The 20,109-nt window shown below is 64.6% G+C and carries 18 protein-coding genes; 6 read left to right on the plus strand and 12 right to left on the minus strand.

Annotated elements, in window-relative coordinates:
* Window positions 1-63: 63 nt before the first annotated feature.
* Complete coding sequence (gene iscR / locus BLR24_RS00510) at window positions 64-600, minus strand: Fe-S cluster assembly transcriptional regulator IscR (protein ID WP_007828186.1); 537 nt, start codon at window positions 598-600, stop codon at window positions 64-66.
* Between the two features lie 236 nt (window positions 601-836).
* A complete protein-coding gene (gene uvrB / locus BLR24_RS00515; protein WP_254787110.1) occupies window positions 837-2,954 on the minus strand; it encodes an excinuclease ABC subunit UvrB in 2,118 nt (705 codons plus the stop codon).
* 105 nt (window positions 2,955-3,059) lie between these two features.
* Here uvrB and BLR24_RS00520 point away from each other — a divergent pair, with 105 nt between their 5' ends.
* The 4 genes from BLR24_RS00520 (at window position 3,060) to BLR24_RS00535 (ending at window position 7,095) form a co-directional block, all read left to right on the plus strand.
* A complete protein-coding gene (locus tag BLR24_RS00520; RefSeq protein WP_093011094.1) occupies window positions 3,060-4,256 on the plus strand; it encodes an amino acid aminotransferase in 1,197 nt (398 codons plus the stop codon).
* A gap of 159 nt (window positions 4,257-4,415) precedes the next feature.
* Complete coding sequence (locus BLR24_RS00525; RefSeq protein ID WP_093011096.1) at window positions 4,416-5,831, plus strand: polyhydroxyalkanoate depolymerase; 1,416 nt, start codon at window positions 4,416-4,418, stop codon at window positions 5,829-5,831.
* On the plus strand, window positions 5,828-6,460 hold the full coding sequence (locus tag BLR24_RS00530) for an RnfABCDGE type electron transport complex subunit B (RefSeq protein ID WP_093011099.1): 633 nt from the start codon (window positions 5,828-5,830) through the stop codon (window positions 6,458-6,460). The genes BLR24_RS00525 and BLR24_RS00530 overlap by 4 nt, the downstream gene beginning before the upstream one ends.
* Window positions 6,457-7,095, plus strand: coding sequence for a LysE family translocator (locus tag BLR24_RS00535; RefSeq protein ID WP_093011102.1), 639 nt, complete (start codon window positions 6,457-6,459; stop codon window positions 7,093-7,095). Before BLR24_RS00530 ends, BLR24_RS00535 begins: the two co-directional genes overlap by 4 nt.
* Window positions 7,096-7,107: 12 nt before the next feature.
* Here BLR24_RS00535 and yedA read toward each other — a convergent pair whose 3' ends face one another.
* Window positions 7,108-8,034, minus strand: coding sequence for a drug/metabolite exporter YedA (gene yedA / locus BLR24_RS00540; RefSeq protein WP_093011104.1), 927 nt, complete (start codon window positions 8,032-8,034; stop codon window positions 7,108-7,110).
* Between the two features lie 125 nt (window positions 8,035-8,159).
* Between yedA and BLR24_RS00545 the strand changes: the two genes are divergently transcribed.
* On the plus strand, window positions 8,160-8,657 hold the full coding sequence (locus BLR24_RS00545) for an Lrp/AsnC family transcriptional regulator (RefSeq protein WP_093011107.1): 498 nt from the start codon (window positions 8,160-8,162) through the stop codon (window positions 8,655-8,657).
* On the opposite strand, the gene BLR24_RS00550 is transcribed toward BLR24_RS00545, so the two are convergent.
* The 8 genes from BLR24_RS00550 to scpA form a co-directional block, all read right to left on the minus strand.
* A complete protein-coding gene (locus BLR24_RS00550; protein WP_093011110.1) occupies window positions 8,647-9,135 on the minus strand; it encodes a VOC family protein in 489 nt (162 codons plus the stop codon). The two genes, BLR24_RS00545 and BLR24_RS00550, sit on opposite strands and share 11 nt — an antisense overlap.
* On the minus strand, window positions 9,132-10,181 hold the full coding sequence (gene bioB / locus BLR24_RS00555) for a biotin synthase BioB (protein ID WP_093011113.1): 1,050 nt from the start codon (window positions 10,179-10,181) through the stop codon (window positions 9,132-9,134). Before bioB ends, BLR24_RS00550 begins: the two co-directional genes overlap by 4 nt.
* 141 nt (window positions 10,182-10,322) lie before the next feature.
* Complete coding sequence (gene accC / locus BLR24_RS00560; protein ID WP_093011116.1) at window positions 10,323-12,371, minus strand: acetyl-CoA carboxylase biotin carboxylase subunit; 2,049 nt, start codon at window positions 12,369-12,371, stop codon at window positions 10,323-10,325.
* A gap of 29 nt (window positions 12,372-12,400) precedes the next feature.
* Window positions 12,401-12,964 (minus strand): hypothetical protein, encoded by a 564-nt coding sequence (locus BLR24_RS00565; protein ID WP_254787111.1) that lies wholly within the window; start codon window positions 12,962-12,964, stop codon window positions 12,401-12,403.
* Window positions 12,965-13,092: 128 nt separating this feature from the next.
* Window positions 13,093-14,637 carry an acyl-CoA carboxylase subunit beta gene (locus BLR24_RS00570; RefSeq protein WP_093011122.1) on the minus strand — a complete coding sequence of 515 codons (1,545 nt, stop codon included), beginning with the start codon at window positions 14,635-14,637 and terminating at the stop codon, window positions 13,093-13,095.
* A 40-nt stretch (window positions 14,638-14,677) separates the two neighbouring features.
* Entirely contained in the window at window positions 14,678-15,676 is a 999-nt protein-coding gene (gene meaB, locus BLR24_RS00575) for a methylmalonyl Co-A mutase-associated GTPase MeaB (protein WP_093012667.1), read from the minus strand.
* 44 nt (window positions 15,677-15,720) lie between these two features.
* The gene (locus tag BLR24_RS00580) at window positions 15,721-16,194 is read right to left on the minus strand and encodes a GNAT family N-acetyltransferase (RefSeq protein WP_093011125.1); all 474 of its coding nucleotides are present in this window, start codon (window positions 16,192-16,194) and stop codon (window positions 15,721-15,723) included.
* A gap of 14 nt (window positions 16,195-16,208) precedes the next feature.
* The gene (scpA, locus tag BLR24_RS00585; RefSeq protein WP_093011129.1) at window positions 16,209-18,371 is read right to left on the minus strand and encodes a methylmalonyl-CoA mutase; all 2,163 of its coding nucleotides are present in this window, start codon (window positions 18,369-18,371) and stop codon (window positions 16,209-16,211) included.
* A 127-nt stretch (window positions 18,372-18,498) separates the two neighbouring features.
* Here scpA and BLR24_RS00590 point away from each other — a divergent pair, with 127 nt between their 5' ends.
* Complete coding sequence (locus BLR24_RS00590) at window positions 18,499-19,146, plus strand: GntR family transcriptional regulator (protein WP_093011132.1); 648 nt, start codon at window positions 18,499-18,501, stop codon at window positions 19,144-19,146.
* A 24-nt stretch (window positions 19,147-19,170) separates the two neighbouring features.
* Here the strand turns inward: BLR24_RS00590 and BLR24_RS00595 are convergent, their stop codons facing one another.
* Entirely contained in the window at window positions 19,171-19,956 is a 786-nt protein-coding gene (locus tag BLR24_RS00595; protein ID WP_093011135.1) for an IclR family transcriptional regulator, read from the minus strand.
* Between the last annotated feature and the right edge of the window lie 153 nt (window positions 19,957-20,109).

Here is a 20,109-nt window from a genome sequence, read left to right on the forward strand (position 1 = left end):
GTTTCTTTGGTCTGGGCGGCTTTTCGCAGCAGCGCCCGAAGGCGCCGCCTGCGACAGAGGGCATCAGGACTTCGCGAACGCGTTGCCCAGGGCAAACACCGAATTCGGCGCATTCACGCGAATCGGCTTGACCACGGGCTGCGCGGAAATGGCGCGCTTGACGACCGGCTTGTTCTCGATCTGAACGCCCTTGGCGATCTGGTCGTCGACCAGCTTCTGCAGCGTGACGGAATCAAGGAACTCGACCATGCGCTGGTTCAGCGAGGCCCAGAGCTCGTGCGTCATGCAGCGGCCGGCTTCGCCGAGGCAGTTTTCCTTGCCGCCGCACTGCGTGGCATCGATGGGCTCATCGACGGAAACAATGATGTCTGCAACGGTGATATCGGCTGCCTTGCGACCCAGGCTGTAGCCGCCGCCGGGGCCGCGGGTCGATTCGACCAGCTCGTGACGGCGCAATTTGCCGAACAGCTGCTCGAGATACGACAATGAAATTTGCTGCCGCTGGCTGATCGCAGCCAGCGTGACCGGACCGGTGTTCTGACGCAACGCCAGATCGATCATTGCCGTGACCGCAAAACGGCCTTTGGTAGTGAGACGCATCGCAAGCTCCTTCAAGTGCTTACCGTTGAAATGACACCGTGGCACGGGGGGCCGCGGTGACTTCGTCTCCGCCCTGCCCGACCCCTGATGCTGGTGAACCAGTCAGTGGGATCGGTCCTTCATCGCGAAGTTCTTTTTTCTTGTTGTTGAGTGTTTCGGTCAAGTATAGCAGAAGGCCCTGGAGTTTGCTCGGGTAAACCCCAGCGAAAACCCCTTGAAGAAACCGAAACCCCGTCCTACGACGGCAACACGGCGATATTGTCCCCGCCGGAGGCGCCAAACGCCTGCTCACGCAGCAGCGCCAACTGGTCGCGCACCCGCGCCGCCTTCTCGAATTCGAGGTTGCGGGCGTGCTCGAGCATGAGCTTTTCGAGCCGCTTGATCTCCCGGGCAATGTCTTTTTCGCTCATGTCCTCGACCTTGGCGCGTTCCAGGTCGAGCTTGGCCATTTCCTTGCCGGTTTTTTCGCTGTAGACGCCGTCGATCAGGTCGCGCACCTGTTTGACGATGCTGCGCGGGGTGATGCCGTTGGCCTCGTTGTGGGCGATCTGCCGGGCGCGGCGGCGCTCGGTTTCGTCGATGGCCTTCTTCATCGAGTCGGTCATGCGGTCGGCGTACAAGATGGCCTTGCCGCTCAGGTTGCGGGCCGCCCGGCCAATGGTCTGGATCAGCGAACGCTCGGCACGCAGAAAGCCTTCCTTGTCGGCATCGAGAATGGCCACCAGCGACACCTCGGGAATGTCCAGGCCTTCTCGCAGCAAGTTGATGCCCACCAGTACGTCAAAGGTGCCCAGGCGCAGGTCGCGCAAGATCTCCACCCGCTCGACCGTGTCGACGTCGCTGTGCAGGTAGCGCACCTTTACGCCGTTGTCGCCCAGATAGTCGGTCAGCTGCTCGGCCATGCGCTTGGTCAGCGTGGTGATGAGCACCCGCTCGTTCTTCTCGACGCGGATGCGGATCTCGCCCAGCACGTCGTCCACCTGGTGCGTGGCGGGGCGCACCTCGACCTCGGGGTCGATCAGGCCGGTCGGCCGCACCAGCTGCTCGACCACATTTCCGGCATGGTCCTTTTCGTACTGCGCCGGGGTGGCCGAAACGAAGATGCACTGGCGCATGCGCGTTTCGAACTCCTCCAGCTTGAGCGGCCGGTTGTCCAGCGCGCTCGGCAGACGGAAGCCGTATTCGACCAGCGTGGTCTTGCGCGCCCGGTCGCCGTTGTACATGGCACTGAGCTGGCCGACCATCTGGTGGCTCTCGTCGAGGAACATCAGCGCGTCTTTCGGCATGTAATCCGTCAGCGTGGCCGGCGGTTCGCCTGGCGCGGCGCCCGAGAGGTGCCGCGTGTAGTTCTCGATGCCCTTGCAGTGGCCGATCTCGGCCAGCATTTCCAGGTCGAAGCGGGTGCGCTGCTCCAGCCGCTGCGCCTCCACCAGCTTGCCCTGGCTGACGAATTCCTTGAGCCGCTCGGCCAGCTCGATCTTGATGGTTTCCACGGCGCCCAGCACCTTGTCGCGCGGCGTCACGTAGTGGCTCGACGGATACACCGTGAAGCGCGGAATCTTCTGGCGGATGCGGCCCGTGAGCGGGTCGAACAGCTGCAGCGTCTCGATCTCGTCGTCGAACAGCTCGATCCGGATCGCCAGTTCGCTGTGCTCGGCCGGAAACACGTCGATGGTGTCGCCGCGCACGCGGAAGGTCCCGCGGGAAAAATCCTGCTCGTTGCGGGTGTACTGCATGCGAATCAGCCGCCCGATCACGTCGCGCTGGCCGATCTTGTCGCCCACCCGCATGATGAAACGCATCTGCGTGTAGTCCTCGGGCGTGCCGATGCCGTAGATGGCGCTCACCGTGGCCACGATGACCGTGTCGCGCCGTTCCAGCACGCTCTTGGTGGCCGACAGCCGCATCTGCTCGATGTGCTCGTTGATGGACGAGTCCTTCTCGATGAACAGGTCGCGCTGGGGCACGTAGGCCTCGGGCTGGTAGTAGTCGTAGTAGCTCACGAAATACTCGACCGCGTTCTTCGGGAAGAACTCGCGAAACTCGCTGTAGAGCTGCGCCGCCAGCGTCTTGTTGGGCGCGAACACGATGGCCGGGCGTCCCAGCCGGGCAATCACGTTGGCCATGGTGAAGGTCTTGCCGGAGCCGGTGACCCCCAGCAGCGTCTGGAACACCTCGCCATCCAGCACGCCCTCGACCAGCCCGTCGATCGCCTTCGGCTGGTCGCCGGCCGGCGGATAGGGCTGGAAAAGTTCGAAAGGCGAACCCGGATATTTGATGAATTCGCCCTGTTTTGCCGGACCGATCGGGTCCAGTTTCTTCAGGTCTGCTATGGCTTCGTTGTTCTCTGGCATGGCTGTTCCCGACAGGTGGCGGTAGCGCCGGTAAAATTCAAGGCAACCGGAAAGGATAAAGCCTCCTCCGGTTGCCAGCGAAGCTTTCATCCAAAGGACCTTTCCATGTCTATGTTCACCGCGGTCGAAATGGCACCGCGCGACCCGATCCTCGGCCTCAACGAGCAGTTTGCAGCCGACACCAACCCCGCCAAGGTCAACCTCGGCGTCGGCGTCTATTACGACGACAACGGCAAGCTGCCCCTGCTCCAGTGCGTGCAGGCCGCCGAACAGAACATGATGAAAACCCCCTCGGCTCGCGGCTACCTGCCGATCGACGGCATCGTGGCATATGACAACGCGGTCAAGGGCCTGGTCTTCGGCGTCGACAGCGAACCCGTGCAGTCGGGCCGCGTGGCCACGATCCAGGCCATCGGCGGCACCGGCGGCCTCAAGGTCGGCGCCGACTTTCTCAAGAAGCTCAACCCTAACGCCAAGGTGCTGATCAGCGACCCTAGCTGGGAAAACCACCGCGCCCTGTTCACCAATGCGGGCTTCGAAGTCGAAAGCTACCCCTACTACGACGCCGCCAAGCGCGGCATCAACTTCGACGGCATGCTGGCCGCCCTGAACGCGGCGCCCGCCGGCACTGTCGTCGTGCTGCACGCCTGCTGCCACAACCCGACCGGCTACGACATCACGTCCGAGCAGTGGGACCAGGTCGTTGCCACCGTCAAGGCCAAGAATCTCGTCCCCTTCCTCGACATGGCCTACCAGGGCTTCGGCTACGGCCTCAAGGAAGACGGCGCCGCGGTTGCCAAGTTCGTCAACGCCGGCCTGACCTTCTTCGTCTCGACCTCGTTCTCGAAGAGCTTCAGCCTCTACGGCGAGCGCGTGGGCGCCCTGTCGGTGTTGTGCGAAAGCAAGGAAGAAGCTGGCCGCGTGCTCTCGCAGCTCAAGATCGCGATCCGCACCAACTACAGCAACCCGCCGATCCACGGCGGTGCCGTGGTGGCTGCCGTGCTCGGCAACCCCGAACTGCGCGCCCTGTGGGAAAAGGAACTCGGCGAAATGCGCGTGCGCATCAAAGCCATGCGCCAGAAGCTGGTCGACGGCCTCAAGGCCGCCGGCGTGAAGGAAGACATGAGCTTCATCACCACGCAGATCGGCATGTTCAGCTACTCGGGCCTCAGCAAGGACCAGATGGTGCGCCTGCGCAACGAATTCGGCGTGTACGGCACCGACACCGGCCGCATGTGCGTGGCCGCGCTCAACAGCAAGAATATCGACTACGTCTGCGCGTCGATTGCCAAGGTCATCTGACTGTCAACAAAATGTGGGGGGAATTCGTCAACTGACATTCCTTCACATTTGATGAGAAATAAGCGCCCCCGCAGCGGGATCTACGTACGGGTAAGGCCCGCTGTGCGGCGGTCATGGCGCTGATATATTGCACCGCAACATTCCACTCCAACACCAGCGATGCTCTACCAACTCTATGAAGCCCAGCGTTCCTTGATGGAACCGTTCTCGGACTTCGCGCAAGCGGCGTCCAAGCTGTTCGGCCAAGGTGCCGTCTGGGGACAAGCGCCCATGGCCCAGCGCATGGCAGCGGGTTACGACCTTCTCTATCGGTTGGGCAAGGACTACGAGAAGCCCGAGTTCAACATCAAGTCCGTGAAGGTCGAGGGCGAAGACGTGGTCATCCAGGAGGCCGTCGAGCTCGACAAGCCGTTCTGCGAGCTGCGCCGCTTCAAGCGCTTCACCGACGAGCCGCACATCCTCAAGACGCTCAAGAGCCAGCCCGTGGTGCTGGTCGTGGCGCCGCTGTCGGGCCACTACGCCACGTTGCTGCGCGACACGGTGCGCACCATGCTGCAAGACCACAAGGTCTACATCACCGACTGGAAGAACGCGCGCCTCGTGCCGATGTCCGAAGGCGAGTTCCACCTCGACGATTACATCAACTACGTGCAGGAGTTCATCCGCCGCCTGCAGGCCGAATACGGCAACTGCCACGTGGTGAGCGTGTGCCAGCCCACTGTGCCGGTGCTTGCTGCCGTGTCGCTCATGGCAAGCCGCGGCGAGCAGCTGCCGCTCTCCATGACGATGATGGGTGGTCCCATCGACGCGCGCAAGTCGCCCACAGCGGTGAACAACCTCGCGATGAACAAGAGTTTCGAGTGGTTCGAGAACAACGTGATCTACCGCGTGCCGCAAGGCTTTGCGGGTGAAGGCCGCCGCGTGTATCCGGGCTTCTTGCAGCACACGGGCTTCGTGGCCATGAACCCCGACCGCCATGCCAGCAGCCACTACGACTACTTCAAGGACCTGATCAAGGGCGACGACGCCAGTGCCGAGGCCCATCGCAAGTTTTACGACGAGTACAACGCAGTGCTCGACATGGATGCCGACTACTACCTGGACACCATTCGCGTCGTGTTCCAGGACTTCGAACTCGTCAACGGTACCTGGGACGTCAAGAACCCCAAGGGCCAGATCGAGCGCGTGCGCCCGCAAGACATCCACTCCACGGCCCTGCTCACCGTCGAAGGCGAGCTCGACGACATCTCGGGTTCGGGCCAGACCGAGGCCGCGCACAGCCTGTGCACCGGCATCGACAACGCGCAGCGCGAACATTACGAAGTCAAGGGCGCGGGCCACTACGGCATCTTCAGCGGCCGCCGCTGGCGCGATCTGGTCTATCCCAAGATGCAGAAGTTCATCGCCGCGCACGACCAGCCCCAGCGGCGCAGCACTGCTCCCGAGAGCCTGCCGGCCGAAGACCGGATCAAGCCGGGCCGGAGCACGCCTGCCGTTGCAGCCAGGAAGAATGTCGCAGCCAAGAAAGCGGTGGCGGTCGCCGCCGTGAAGAAGCCCGCGGCACGCAGGAAGTGATCGGGCTGGCCGCACGCATCCACGATGCACTGCCCCAGACGCAGTGCACACGCTGTGGCTACCCTGATTGCGCCGGCTATGCCCAGGCGGTGGCCGATGGCGCCGCCAACATCAATCAATGCCCTCCCGGCGGTGCGGAAGGCATCGCCAGGCTGGCACGGCTGACAGGCCGCGAGCCGCTCCCACTCGATCCGCAGTTCGGCACCGAAGGCCCGCGCGCCATGGCGGTCATCGACGAAGCTTGGTGCATCGGCTGCACGCTCTGCCTGGACGCCTGCCCCACCGACGCCATCGTCGGCATCAACAAGCGCATGCACACCGTGATCGAAGCGCACTGCACGGGCTGCGAGCTTTGCATTCCTGTCTGTCCTGTCGATTGCATTTCGCTCGAGGTCGAGACGCCCGGCCGCACCGGCTGGCAAGCCTGGTCAGAAGCGCAGGCAGACGCCGCGCTGCAACGCTACAAGCTGCATGGCGAGCATCGCCGTGTCGACAAGCAGCAAGCCAACGAACCGGCCCCGATCGCTGAACCGCAAACTGCCGACACGCGCAAGCGATCCATTGTCGAAGCCGCTCTGGCGCGTGCCCGCGCCGCCTCGCAACAACGTCCACCCGCCGCCAAGCCATGACATTCGACACGCTGCTGATCTACGCCGTCGCCTCGCTGGCATTGGCCGTGATCCCCGGGCCCACGATGCTGCTGGCGCTGTCCAACGGCATCGACGGCGGCATGCGCCGCGCGAGCTGGGGCATTGCCGGCGCATCGCTCGGCAGCGTCACGCTGATCGCGGTGGTCGCGCTCGGGCTCGGCTCGCTGCTCGCCGCATCGGAGCTGCTCTTCAACGCGATCCGCGTGGCCGGTGTTGCCTACCTCGTCTGGCTCGGCGTCAAGCTGTGGCGCAGCGAGGCGACCGACCTCGGCACGGCGCTGGCCAAGTCGGCCATCGAGGCTCGCCCGCACGGCCGCGTTGCGCTCGTGCGCAGCCTGCTTGTGGCGATGTCCAATCCCAAGACGGTGCTGTTTTTCGCGGCCTTTCTGCCGCAGTTCATCGACATCGCCAAGCCGCAGGGCACGCAATACCTGTTGCTGGGCGCGATCTTCGTGGTGCTCGACACCTGCGTGATGCTCGCCTATGCGGCCGCCGGAACGCAGGCCGTGCGCTTGCTGTCGCGCCGCGGCCTCAAGGTGCTGAACCGCAGCTGCGCGGCGGGCATGTGGCTGCTGGCGGCAACGCTCGCCTTCTGGCGCCGTCCGGGCACCTGAACGGCGCGACGCTCAGCCCTTCGGCGTCTTCTGCGGGCGCTTGAAGAGCAACAGCAGCACACCGGCCAGCACGACGGCCACGGCGTACCACTCGAAGCGCGTCACGGTCTCGTTGGCAATCCACATGCCCAGCAGCATCGCGATCACCGGATTGACGAAGGTATAGCTCGCGGCCAGTGCGGCCGGCGCCTTGGCGAGCAGCACCATGTAGGCATTGAACGCGATCAGCGAGCCGAACACCACGAGGTACAGCCAGGCCGCAACGGCCTCGGGCTGCGGCGGCCACGCCAGCTCTTCACCAGAGATGGCCGAGAGCACCAATAGCACCACGCCGCCACAGATCATCTCGCTCGCAAAACCCATGGCGCCGGGCGCGAGCGGAAGGCTGCGCTGACTCAGCACGCTGCCCATCGACCAGCAGACACAGGCGATCGAAATGGCGACAAGGCCCGCAGGCGACGACTGGAAGCCGCTGCCCTGCGTCAGCATCAGCACGCCGACGAGCCCGAGCGCAATGCCCGCCGCCTCCAGCCGCGTCGGCTTCACGCCCCAGACCAGGTTCAGCAACGCGATCAGCAGCGGCACCACCGCGATGAACGCCACCACCAGCCCCGAGCCGATCGACACTTCGGCATGGGCCGTGCCGCCCATGCCACCACCCAGCATCAACGTACCGACCACGAGCGCATTGCGCCATTGCAAGCGCGAGGGCCAGGCCGCGCCGCGCCAACGCATCCAGGCGGCCAGCAGCACGCCCGCGAACAGGAAGCGCGAACCCATCTGAAGAAAGGGCGCGAAACTGATCAGCGCGTACTTGATCGCAAGATAAGTCGAGCCCCAGACCACCCAGGTGGCGGCCAGGCAGAGCCAGAGAATCAGCGGGAGCGCGCTGCGCGCGGATTCGGGCGCGGCTTGGGCGGGAGAAGCAAGGGTCGGCATGGCGGGTCTTGTCTTGTTGTCTTTGTCGGTAAGGAAACGCCATCCATGGTATGAAAGCGTTCCTCCGGCAGCCATGCACATTTCATGGTTGTTGTCGTTCCCTACCGTCGATTTAAAGGAGTTGCATGGACTTCCCCTTGAACCCCGCACTGGATGCCCACGACACCCGCATCCTGGCCGAACTGCAGGGCGATGCACGGCTCTCCATGGCCGAGCTCGGCCGCCGCGTGCACCTGAGCCAGCCGGCCGTGACCGAGCGTGTGAAAAAACTGGAGGCTGCAGGCGTGATCAGCGGCTACCGCGCCACGCTCAATCTCGGCAAGCTGGGCTATGGCATCCGCGCCATCATCCGTGTCGGCCGCGCCGACTATGCACGCGTGGTCGAGCTGGTTCAGCAGACGCCCGAATGCGTCAATGCCTACAACGTGACCGGCGACGACAGCTGGATCCTGGAGATTGCCGTCATCGACGTGAGCCATCTCGATGCGGTGGTCACCAAGTTCTGCATCCTCACCGAGACCGCGACCTCGATCATCCTGAACCCGGCGCGCGAGCACCAGCCGATGCTGCCGCCTCAGCGCTCCGACGTGAAGCCGCCCATCAAGAAGGTGCTCAACGCGTAGCGGCGAGCGCGTTGAAGGCGGTCACCACCTCGGGCGGCGCCTGGACCAATTCGATCAGCACGCCCTCGCCCGCGATCGGAAATTCGTCGTTCGCCTTCGGATGCAGAAAGCAGATGTCGAAGCCGGCCGCGCCCTTGCGGATGCCGCCGGGTGCGAAGCGCACGCCCTGCGCCGTGAGCCACTCGACGGCCTTGGGCAAGTCGTCGATCCACAGGCCCACGTGGTTGAGCGGCGTGGTGTGGACCGCGGGTTTCTTTTCCGGGTCGAGCGGCTGCATCAGGTCGACCTCGACCTTGAATGGCCCGCTGCCCATCGCACAGATGTCCTCGTCGACGTTCTCGCGCTCGCTCTTGAAGGTGCCCGTGACCTCGAGCCCCAGCATGTCGACCCAGAGCTTCTGCAGCCGCATCTTGTCCGGCCCGCCGATGGCAATCTGCTGGATGCCCAGCACCTTGAAGGGACGTGCCGCGGCCGTCATGCGCAGGCCCCGCCTTCTTCGGCGGCGGTGGTCCGGCGCGATTGAAGCCCCAGCTTGCGCAGCAACTGCACGTCGGCCTCCACATCGGGGTTGCCGGTGACCAGCAGCTTGTCGCCGTAAAAGATCGAGTTGGCGCCGGCCATGAAGCACAGCGCCTGCACCGCATCGCCCATCTGCTGGCGCCCGGCCGACAACCGCACACGCGCAGTCGGCATCGTGATGCGCGCGACCGCGATCATGCGCACGAAGTCGAAGGGATCGACCGGCTCCGAATCGGCCAGCGGCGTGCCGGGCACGCGCACCAGGCTGTTGATCGGTACCGACTCCGGGTACGGGTTCAAATTGGCCAATTGCGCGATCAAACCCGCGCGGTGCACCGGCTGCTCACCCATACCGACGATGCCGCCGCAGCACACGCTGATGCCGGCGCTGCGCACGTGGGCCAGCGTGTCGAGCCGGTCCTGGTAGGTGCGCGTGTCGACGATGTCGGTGTAGTACTCGGGGGCGGTGTCCAGGTTGTGGTTGTAGTAGTCGAGGCCCGCGGCCTTGAGCTGGTGCGCATGGTGCGGCTCCAGCATGCCGAGCGTGGCGCAGGTCTGCAGGCCGAGGCCCTTCACCGCCTCGACCAGCACCGCCACCTTCTCGACGTCGCGGTCCTTCGGCGCGCGCCATGCGGCGCCCATGCAGAAGCGCGTGGCGCCGGCGTCCTTGGCGGCCTGCGCGGCGCGCACCACCTCGTCGACTTCCATGAGCTTCTGCGCCTTCACGCCGGTGTCGAACTCGGCCGACTGCGGGCAATAGCCGCAGTTCTCGGGACAGCCGCCGGTCTTGACCGACAGCAAGGTCGCCAGTTCGATGTCGCCTTCGGGAAAATGCTGGCGATGCACCGTCTGCGCTTCGAACAGCAGGTCCATCAGCGGCTTGTCGAGCAGCGCCTGGATTGCCTCGATCGACCAGGGGCCTTGCGGCGTCACCGGTTTCGCTGGCCGGTGCAGCGTGACAGGCGCCGAGATGGGCGCTTCAAAAAAAAGATCGGAGGTCGTCATATCAATAAAACTCTTTCATAACTGCCCGAAGCGTTGCCTGTTCGGGAAACACCGCGGAACCGGCTTCGCCGGGCCGCAGGTGTTGCCCCCGGAAGGGGGTTGGAGAAGCGACACGAAGTGCGCGAAGCCTGGGGGTGAGCTTTATTCAAACTCCAGAATGATTTGATCGACCGCGAGCGACTCGCCCTTGTTGGCCGAAACCTTGCCCACCACGCCGTCTTGCGTGGCGAACAACACGTTTTCCATTTTCATGGCCTCGATCACGGCCAGCTTCTCGCCGGCACGCACCTGCTGGCCCGGCTGCACCGACACCTCGACGAGCAAGCCCGGCATCGGCGACATCAGGAACTTGCTGAGGTCGGGCGGCGCCTTGTAGGGCATCTGCTCGAGCAGGCGCGCGCCGAGCGGCGACAGTACCATGGCCTCGATCTGGGTACCGTCGTGCGCCACGCGCAGCGCCAGCGGGTTCCTGCCCGCGCCGCGCTCCACCTGCGCGGTAAAGGGCCGGTCGTTGACCATGCCCTGCACGCGAACCGCGCCGAGCGCAAAGCCGCTGTCGATCTTGTAGCTCTTGTCGCCCACGGCCACGGCGCTGGCACCGGTCTTGCCGTGGAAGTCGGTCACCGACACCGGGTGGTGCACATGCTTGCCCTCCGGCCCCAGTTCCACCACCACGAACTGCTCACCCACCTTCACGCCATGGCCTTCGAGCTGGCCACTGATGCCCGAGGCACGCGCGCGGTAGCGGCGGTGCACATACGCCGCGAGGGCAATCAGGAACGCCGGATCGGCGTGCGGCACGTCTTCGGCATGGAAGCCCTTGCCGTAGTGCTCGGCGATGAAGCCGGTGTTGAAGTCGCCCGCCACGAACTTCGGGTGCGCGAGCAGCGCCGCCTGGAAAGGAATGTTGCTGCTGATGCCGCGGATCACGAAGCCATTGAGCGCCTCGCGCATCCGCGCAATCGCATGCTGCCGGTCCTTGCCGTGCACGATGAGCTTGGCGATCATCGAGTCGTAGTACATCGGGATCTCGCCGCCGTCGTAAACGCCGGTGTCCACGCGCACGCCGTTCAGGCGCTCGGTGTCGCTGGCAAACATGGTTTCGGCCGGTGGCTGGAACTTCACCAGACGGCCCGTCGACGGCAGGAAATTTCGAAACGGATCTTCGGCATTGATGCGGCACTCGATGGCCCATCCGTTGCGCTTCACCTCGGCCTGCGTGAGCGGCAGCTCTTCGCCGGCCGCGACGCGGATCATCAGTTCGACCAGGTCCAGCCCGGTGATGCACTCGGTGACCGGATGCTCCACCTGCAGGCGCGTGTTCATCTCCAGGAAATAAAAGCTCTGGTCCTTGCCGACCACGAACTCCACCGTGCCCGCACTCTGATACTTCACGGCCTTGGCCAGCTGCACCGCCTGCTCGCCCATTGCCTTGCGCGTCGCGTCGCTGATGAAGGGCGACGGCGCCTCCTCGATCACCTTCTGATGCCGCCGCTGGATCGAGCATTCGCGCTCGTTCAAGTAGATGACGTTGCCATGCGAATCGCCCAGCACCTGGATCTCGATGTGGCGCGGCTCCTCGACGAACTTCTCGATGAACACGCGGTCGTCGCCGAAGCTGTTGCGTGCCTCGTTGCGGCACGAGGTGAAGCCCTCGAAGGCCTCCTTGTCGTTGAAGGCCACGCGCAGGCCCTTGCCGCCGCCGCCGGCCGAAGCCTTGATCATCACGGGGTAGCCGATGTCCTTGGCGATCTCGACCGCACGCTCGGCCGTTTCGATGGCATCGTTCCAACCCGGAATGGTGTTGACCTTGGCTTCGTTCGCGAGCTTCTTCGAGGCGATCTTGTCGCCCATCGCCGCGATCGAATAGTGCTTCGGCCCGATGAAGGCAATGCCTTCTTCCTCGACCTTGCGGGCGAAGGCTTCGTTCTCCGACAGGAAGCCGTAGCCCGGATGCACCGCCTCGGCGCCAGTCTGCTTGCAGGCCGCAATGATGCGGTCGGCCTGCAAGTAGCTCTCGCGGCTGGGCGCGGCGCCGATGTGAACGGCCTCGTCGGCCAGTTCGACGTGGCGGGCTTCCTTATCCGCGTCGGAATAGACGGCAACGGTAAGGATGCCCATCTTCTTGGCTGTCTGTATCACGCGGCAGGCGATTTCACCGCGGTTGGCGATCAGGATTTTTTTAAACATGCTGAATCCGTTTTATTTTGCTGACCGCCTCAGCGGTTGATGAACATCGAATACGCGGGCTGCGCTTGCGACCGATCGACGAACACATACGCGATGCCGTCGGAACAGAAGTTCGCCACCTCGGCGCACTCACCACCCGGGAGTTCGATCCAGTTGTCGATCTGCAGGAACAAGCGTCCTGCCGGCATCAGCTGCGCGCCGTTGGCCGTCCAGTAGGGCACGCCGCCGCTCTTCGTACACCACGGGCTCGCCCAATCGTGGGGATGTTTGACTTCGTCCGGCAGATCGAAGTGGGCCTGATAGTCATAGAACGCCTCCTCCAGTTCTGCGGGGGCGCCATCGTCATCTGCACGCCATCCGGTGACGGCCATCTCGCGCAGAAGTGCGGGTGGTCCGTCGGCAGGGTCCAAAGGCGGCGCCGTCGGCCCCGCGCCCAGATCGGCGCGCTGCACGACGAATGCGGCGTTTGCACCTGCGCCGTGCTCCCAGAAGCTGCAGATGCTGTCCCACTCGCACTTGAACAGAAACAGCACCTCGTCGCTCGCGAGCGGCAATGCGTCGCCGTCGGCCGGCAACTGCGCAAGATGGCTCATGGCCCGGTTGCATTCAGCGCAAACCGGCCAGAGGCGCGAGGGGAGTCCCCAGGGCAGGCCGCCTAGCTTGGGAACAAGTCCGGGTTCCGCTCCCTCGCGGAACTGGGGGTAGTGGCTGCGCATACGAATCAGAGCGGAATGTTTCCGTGCTTGCGCCACGGGTTCTCGAGCTTCTTCTCGCGCAGCATCACGAGCGAGCGGCAGATGCGCTTGCGGGTTTCGTGCGGCAGGATCACGTCGTCGATGTAGCCGCGCGCGCTCGCCACGTAGGGGTTGGCAAAGCGGGCCTTATATTCGGCCTCGCGGGCGGCCAGTTTCTCAGGGTCGTTCTTGTCTTCGCGGAAGATGATTTCCACCGCACCCTTTGCGCCCATCACCGCGATCTCGGCGCGCGGCCACGCCAGGTTGACGTCGCCGCGCAGGTGCTTGGAAGCCATCACGTCGTACGCACCGCCATAGGCCTTGCGGGTGATGACGGTGATCTTCGGCACCGTGCATTCCGCATACGCATAGAGCAGCTTGGCGCCGTGCTTGATGATGCCGCCGTACTCCTGGCCGGTGCCGGGCATGAAGCCAGGCACGTCGACGAAGGTCACCACGGGAATGTTGAAGGCATCGCAAAAACGCACGAAGCGCGCGGCCTTGATGCTGCTCTTGATGTCCAGGCAGCCTGCGAGCACCAGCGGCTGATTGGCCACGATGCCGACGGTCTGGCCTTCCATGCGGGCGAAACCGATCACGATGTTTTTCGCGTAGTCGGGCTGCAGCTCGAAGAAGTCGCCGTCGTCCGCCACCTTGAGGATCAGTTCCTTGATGTCGTAGGGCTTGTTCGGGTTGTCGGGCACCAGCGTGTCGAGCGAATAGTCGGGCCGGTCGGCCGGGTCGCCCTGGCCGTTGTTGCCCAGGCGCACTGGCGGCTTCTCGCGGTTGTTGAGCGGCAGGTAGTTGTACAGGCGGCGCAGCATCATCAGCGCCTCGACGTCGTTCTCGAACGCCATGTCGGCCACGCCGCTGCGCGTGGTGTGGGTGACGGCGCCGCCGAGCTCCTCGGCCGTCACGCTCTCGTGCGTCACGGTCTTCACCACGTCGGGGCCGGTGACGAACATGTAGCTCGAATCCTTCACCATGAAGATGAAGTCGGTCATGGCGGGCGAGTACACCGCGCCGCCCGCGCAAGGGCCCATGATCATGCTGATCTGCGGCACCACGCCCGAGGCCATCACGTTGCGCTGGAACACGTCGGCATAGCCGCCGAGCGACGCTACGCCTTCCTGGATACGCGCACCGCCCGAATCGTTGAGGCCGATGACCGGTGCGCCGACCTTCATCGCCTGGTCCATCACCTTGCAGATTTTTTCGGCATGCGCTTCGCTGAGCGCGCCGCCGAAGACGGTGAAGTCCTGGCTGTAGACGAAGACGAGGCGGCCGTTGATCATGCCGTAGCCGGTGACCACGCCGTCGCCGGGAATCTTCTGCTCGGCCATGCCGAAATCGACCGAGCGGTGCTCGACGAACATGTCCCACTCTTCGAAGGTGTTGTCGTCCAGCAGCAGCTCGATGCGCTCGCGCGCGGTGAGCTTGCCCTTGGCGTGCTGCGCGTCGATGCGCTTCTGTCCGCCGCCGAGGCGCGCCTGGGCGCGGCGCTTTTCGAGTTGTTCGATCAGTTCTTGCATGGTGTGCTTCCGAAGCTGTGGTCCTGAATTTTGTCGGCCGTCATGGCCTTGCGGTGATGGCGGCGGCCGCGAGCAGCTGGCGTGCCGCCGTCGATGCGGGCAGCGCGCCCTCTGCCACCTGCTGGGTGAGTTGTGGGAGCATTTCGCGCACCTGCGCGTGCTGCCTGAAGGCCTGCTTGAGCCCCGCGTCGATGCGTTCCCACATCCACGCCGTGGCCTGTTTTTCGCGCCGCTTCGCGAGCTTGCCGTTGGCGGTCTGCAAGGCCTTGAACTGCGTGACGGCATCCCAGAAGGCATCGACACCCGTACCGGCTAGCGCGCTGAGCTGCAGCACCTTGGGCAGCCAGAAGCGCACTTCCACGCCGCTGTGCGCATCGTGCACCGCATGCGCGTGGTCCGGGTTGCCCTGGTGGCCGAAGAGGCGCAGCGCCGAAGTGATCTGTGCCTGCGCACGCGTGGCGGCATCCTTGTCGATGTCGGCCTTGTTGATGACGACGAGGTCGGCCAGCTCCATCACGCCCTTCTTGATGGCCTGCAGGTCGTCGCCCGCATTGGGCAGCTGCATCAGCACGAACATGTCGGTCATGCCGGCCACGGCGGTTTCGCTCTGGCCCACGCCCACGGTCTCGACGATCACGATGTCGTAGCCCGCGGCCTCGCACACCAGCATCGCTTCGCGCGTCTTCTCGGCCACGCCGCCGAGCGTTCCGCTCGACGGGCTGGGCCGTATGTAGGCGCGTTCGTGGACCGAAAGCCGCTCCATGCGCGTCTTGTCGCCCAGGATGGAGCCGCCAGAGACGGTGGAGGACGGATCGATGGTGAGCACCGCCACGCGGTGGCCCTTGCCGATCAGCAGCAGCCCCAGCGTTTCGATGAAGGTCGATTTGCCGACGCCCGGCACGCCCGATATACCCAGGCGAAAGGAGTTTCCGGTGCGCGGCAGCAGCACGGTGAGCAGTTCGTCGGCCTGAACGCGATGGTCGGCCCGGGTGGATTCGAGCAGCGTGATGGCCTTGGCGATGGCGCGGCGCTGCACCATGCCGTCGGGCTCGGTGATGGCGCGCTCGAGTGCCTCGGCCGACTTCAGCACGCGCCCTCCGAGGCCACGCGCCAGCGGTAGTGCAGATCGACGCCCTCCTCGCCTTCGAGCACGAAACCATGCCGCAGATAGAAGCGGTTGGCGTCGCTCTGCACGAGCGCGGTGAGCTTGATGTCCAGCTGCTGTTCGCGCGCCTGCGACTTGGCCCACTCCATCACCCATTCGCCGATTCCCAAGCCCTGGAAGCCGGTGCGCAGGTAGAGATGGTCCAGCCGCAGCGCATCCGCGCCCTCGGGCTTGAGTGTGACGAAACCGATGCGCCCGTCGCCGTCGAGCATGATGTGGTGCATGAAAGGCACGACGAAACCGGCTTGGAGCCGTTCGCGCGAACGCGCAGGGTCGAAGCGCCCGACACGCTCCAGGCTCGGGCGCATCGCATCGACGCGCAAGGCGAGCATGGCTTCGAAATCGCTGGAATCCACCGGCTGCAGCGACAGCCGCGACAAGAGATCGCCCACGTCTAGCGTCCCGATCAGGCCGAGACCGCCGCGCGAATCTGTTCCAGCACGTCCTTGGCGCTGGCGGGGATCGGCGTGCCCGGGCCATAGATACCCTTGACGCCAGCCTCGTAGAGAAAGTCGTAGTCCTGCCGCGGAATCACGCCGCCGACGAACACGATGATGTCGTCCGCGCCCTGCTTCTTGAGCTCGTTGATGATGGCCGGCACAAGAGTCTTGTGGCCGGCCGCGAGCGTGCTCACGCCGACGGCATGCACGTCGTTTTCGATGGCCTGCCGCGCGCACTCTTCGGGCGTCTGGAACAGCGGCCCCATGTCCACGTCGAACCCCAGATCGGCAAACGCGGTAGCCACCACCTTGGCGCCGCGGTCGTGCCCGTCCTGCCCGAGCTTGGAAATCATCACGCGCGGCCGACGGCCCTGCGCTTCGGCGAAGGCGTTGATTTCTGTCTTGAGAGCATCCCAGCCTTCGGCCGAGTCATAGGCAGCAGCGTACACACCGGTCACCTTTTGCGTGTCGGCCCGATGGCGGCCGAATGATTTTTCGAGCGCGTCCGAAATCTCGCCCACCGTGGCGCGCAGGCGCACCGCGTCGACGCTGAGCGCGAGCAGGTTGCCGGTGCCGTTCTCGGCGGCTTCGGTCAGCGAATCGAGCGCGGCCTGCACCTTGGCCGTGTCGCGCGAGGCGCGGATCTTCTGCAGCCGCGCCACCTGCTGGTCGCGCACCATCACGTTGTCGATGGAGAGGCTGTCGATTGCGTCCTCGTTCTTGAGCTTGTACTTGTTGACGCCCACGATCACGTCCTTGCCCGAGTCGATGCGCGCCTGCTTCTCGGCGGCGGCCGCTTCGATCTTGAGCTTGGCCCAGCCGCTGTCGACCGCCTTGGTCATGCCGCCCATCGCCTCGACCTCTTCGATGATGGCCCAGGCCGCATCGGCCATGTCCTGCGTGAGCTTCTCCATCATGTAGCTGCCGGCCCACGGGTCGACCACGTTGGTGATGTGCGTCTCTTCCTGGATGATGAGCTGCGTGTTGCGCGCGATGCGCGAGCTGAACTCGGTGGGCAGAGCAATCGCTTCGTCGAGCGCGTTGGTGTGCAGGCTCTGCGTGCCTCCGAACACCGCGGCCATGGCCTCGATGGTGGTGCGCACGATGTTGTTGTACGGGTCTTGCTCGGTGAGCGACCAGCCCGAGGTCTGGCAGTGCGTGCGCAGCATCAGGCTCTTGGGGTTCTTGGGGTTGAACTCCTTCATGATGCGGCACCACAGGAGGCGCGCAGCGCGCATCTTGGCCACTTCGAGATAGAAGTTCATGCCAATGGCCCAGAAGAACGAGAGCCGCCCGGCAAAGCCGTCGACGTCCAGGCCCTTGGCCAGCGCGGTCTTCACGTATTCCTTGCCGTCGGCCAGCGTGAAGGCCAGCTCCAGCGCCTGGTTGGCGCCGGCTTCCTGCATGTGATAGCCGCTGATCGAGATCGAGTTGAACTTGGGCATGTGCTGCGCCGTGTACTCGATGATGTCGCCGATGATCCGCATGCTCGGCGCGGGCGGAAAGATGTAGGTGTTGCGGACCATGAACTCCTTGAGGATGTCGTTCTGGATGGTTCCGCTCAGCTGGTCTTGCGCGACGCCCTGCTCTTCGGCCGCGACCACGTAGCCCGCCAGCACCGGAAGCACGGCGCCGTTCATCGTCATGGACACAGAGACCTTATCGAGCGGGATCTGGTCGAACAGGATCTTCATGTCCTCCACCGAATCGATGGCCACGCCGGCCTTGCCGACGTCTCCGGTCACGCGCGGATGGTCGCTGTCGTAGCCGCGGTGGGTGGCCAGGTCGAAAGCCACCGACACGCCTTGGCCGCCGGCGGCCAGCGCCTTGCGGTAGAACGCGTTCGATTCCTCGGCGGTCGAAAAGCCAGCGTACTGCCGGATGGTCCACGGCCGCACCGCGTACATGGTGGCCTGGGGTCCACGCAGGTAGGGCTCGAATCCGGGTAGCGTGTCGGTGTACTTGAGCCCCTGCAGATCGGCAGCGGTATACAGCGGCTTCACGCTGATGCCGTCCGGCGTGATCCAGTTCAGCGCATTCAGGTCACCGCCCGGGGCCGACTTGGCCGCGGCCTTGGCCCAGTCAGCGAGGTTGGCAGGCTTGAAGGTGGGTTCGGGTGTGCTGCTCATGAGGGGCCGTTTTGCAGTGTCTTGCAGGGTAGTCGCAAATTTGCCTGCAAGAGATTTGCAAGCCGCAGCGAGTCTAACCGATTCATAATTATTAATTCAAACCCATTTTATGCGGTACAGTCCGCCCATGTCCGCCCTCACCCTCACCCCGCGTGCCCTCTATGAAGAGGTGGCCGAGCTGCTGCGCCAGCGGATCTTCCGCCGCGAGCTCGAGCCGGGCAGCTGGATCGACGAACTCAAGCTGGCTGAGGAATACGGCATCAGCCGCACGCCGCTGCGCGAAGCCCTGAAGGTGCTCGCGGCCGAAGGCCTTGTGACGATGAAGGTGCGGCGCGGCGCCTATGTGACCGAAGTATCGGAACAGGACCTGGCCGACGTGTACCACCTGCTCTCGCTGCTCGAGAGCGACGCGGCCGGCGTGGTGGCCGAGCGCGCCACCGACGCTCAGCGCGCCGAACTGAAGGCGCTGCACGCCGAACTGGAGGCCGCCGGCGCACCGGGCAAGGAAAACCGGGAACACTTCTTTGCGGTGAACGAGCGCTTCCACATGCGCCTTCTGGCCATTGCCAACAACAAGTGGCGCGACCAGATGGTGGCCGATCTGCGCAAGGTGATGAAGCTCAACCGCCACAATTCGCTCCTCAAGGAGGGGCGCATTGCGGATTCGCTGGCGGAGCACCGGTCGATGATGGCGGCCATCGAGTCGCGCGACGCCACGGCGGCCATGGCGCGCATGCGCGAGCATTTCAAGAACGGCCTGGAAGCCGCTGTATAGGCTCGCCCCCAGGCTGCGAGCTCTTCAATCCGGGTTGATGGTTCCGGTTTCGGCCGAAATGCGCCGGGCCACTTCGAGCAGGCGCGGCGCGACCTGCGTGAGCATCATTTCCTTTGGCAGCAGGTACGCAGGGCCGCCGCAGCTCACCCCGTAGTGCTCGCCATGGGGCCCTTTCAGCGCGAAGCCGAGCGCGTGGATGTGCGGATGCCATTCGCCGAATGAGCTGCAATAGCCCAGGCGCGTGTATTCGTCGATTCCGGCCATCAGGCGCGGCTCGATGGAAGGCCAGTCTTCGCCGCTTTCTTCCCGGATCCGCTCCAGCAGGGCTGCCTGCTCGGCGGCGGGCAGCGCCGCAAGGCAAGCCCGTCCGGCGGCTGAGGTGACGACGGTCAAGCGCGTGCCGATCTCCAGGCGCGAGCTGATCAGCGCCGAGCGCGGACGCAGCGAATCGATGACCAGCATGTCGAGCTCGTCGCGTACCGCGACATGGACGCTGGCGCCTGCAAATTCCGACAATTCCGCCAGGTGGGGCCTCGCCACGGCCCGAAGGTCGAACTGGCGAAGGTAGCGGCTGCTCATGTCGAGCAGCGCCGGGCCCAGGCTGAAGCGCTCGCTGTCCACCGCTTGCCGCAGATACCCCGCGCTCACCAGCGTGGCGGTCAGGCGCGAAACCGTCGCCTTGGGGATGCCGGTGGTGTCCGCCAGTTCGCGGTTGCTCACCGGAGCCGCCGCCATGCCGATGACCTTGAGCAGGGCCAGCCCCCGGCCGAGCGCAGTGACTTCTTCCTTGCCCCCAACCGCGTCAGTCATGAATCGAAACCCCTACTTATTAGTGTTTCTTGATTCTTCAGCAGAAAAATTGAAAAGTTGCAGCCCCCTGCAAATCATTATCATTTTGGAACACTTCGTGTTGTTGAAGTGCGGAAGCCTTGCCGCAGCTGGGCCCCACCCCGCCAAATGGCG

The organism is Variovorax sp. OV700, assembly GCF_900099805.1.
Classification (GTDB): domain Bacteria; phylum Pseudomonadota; class Gammaproteobacteria; order Burkholderiales; family Burkholderiaceae_C; genus Variovorax.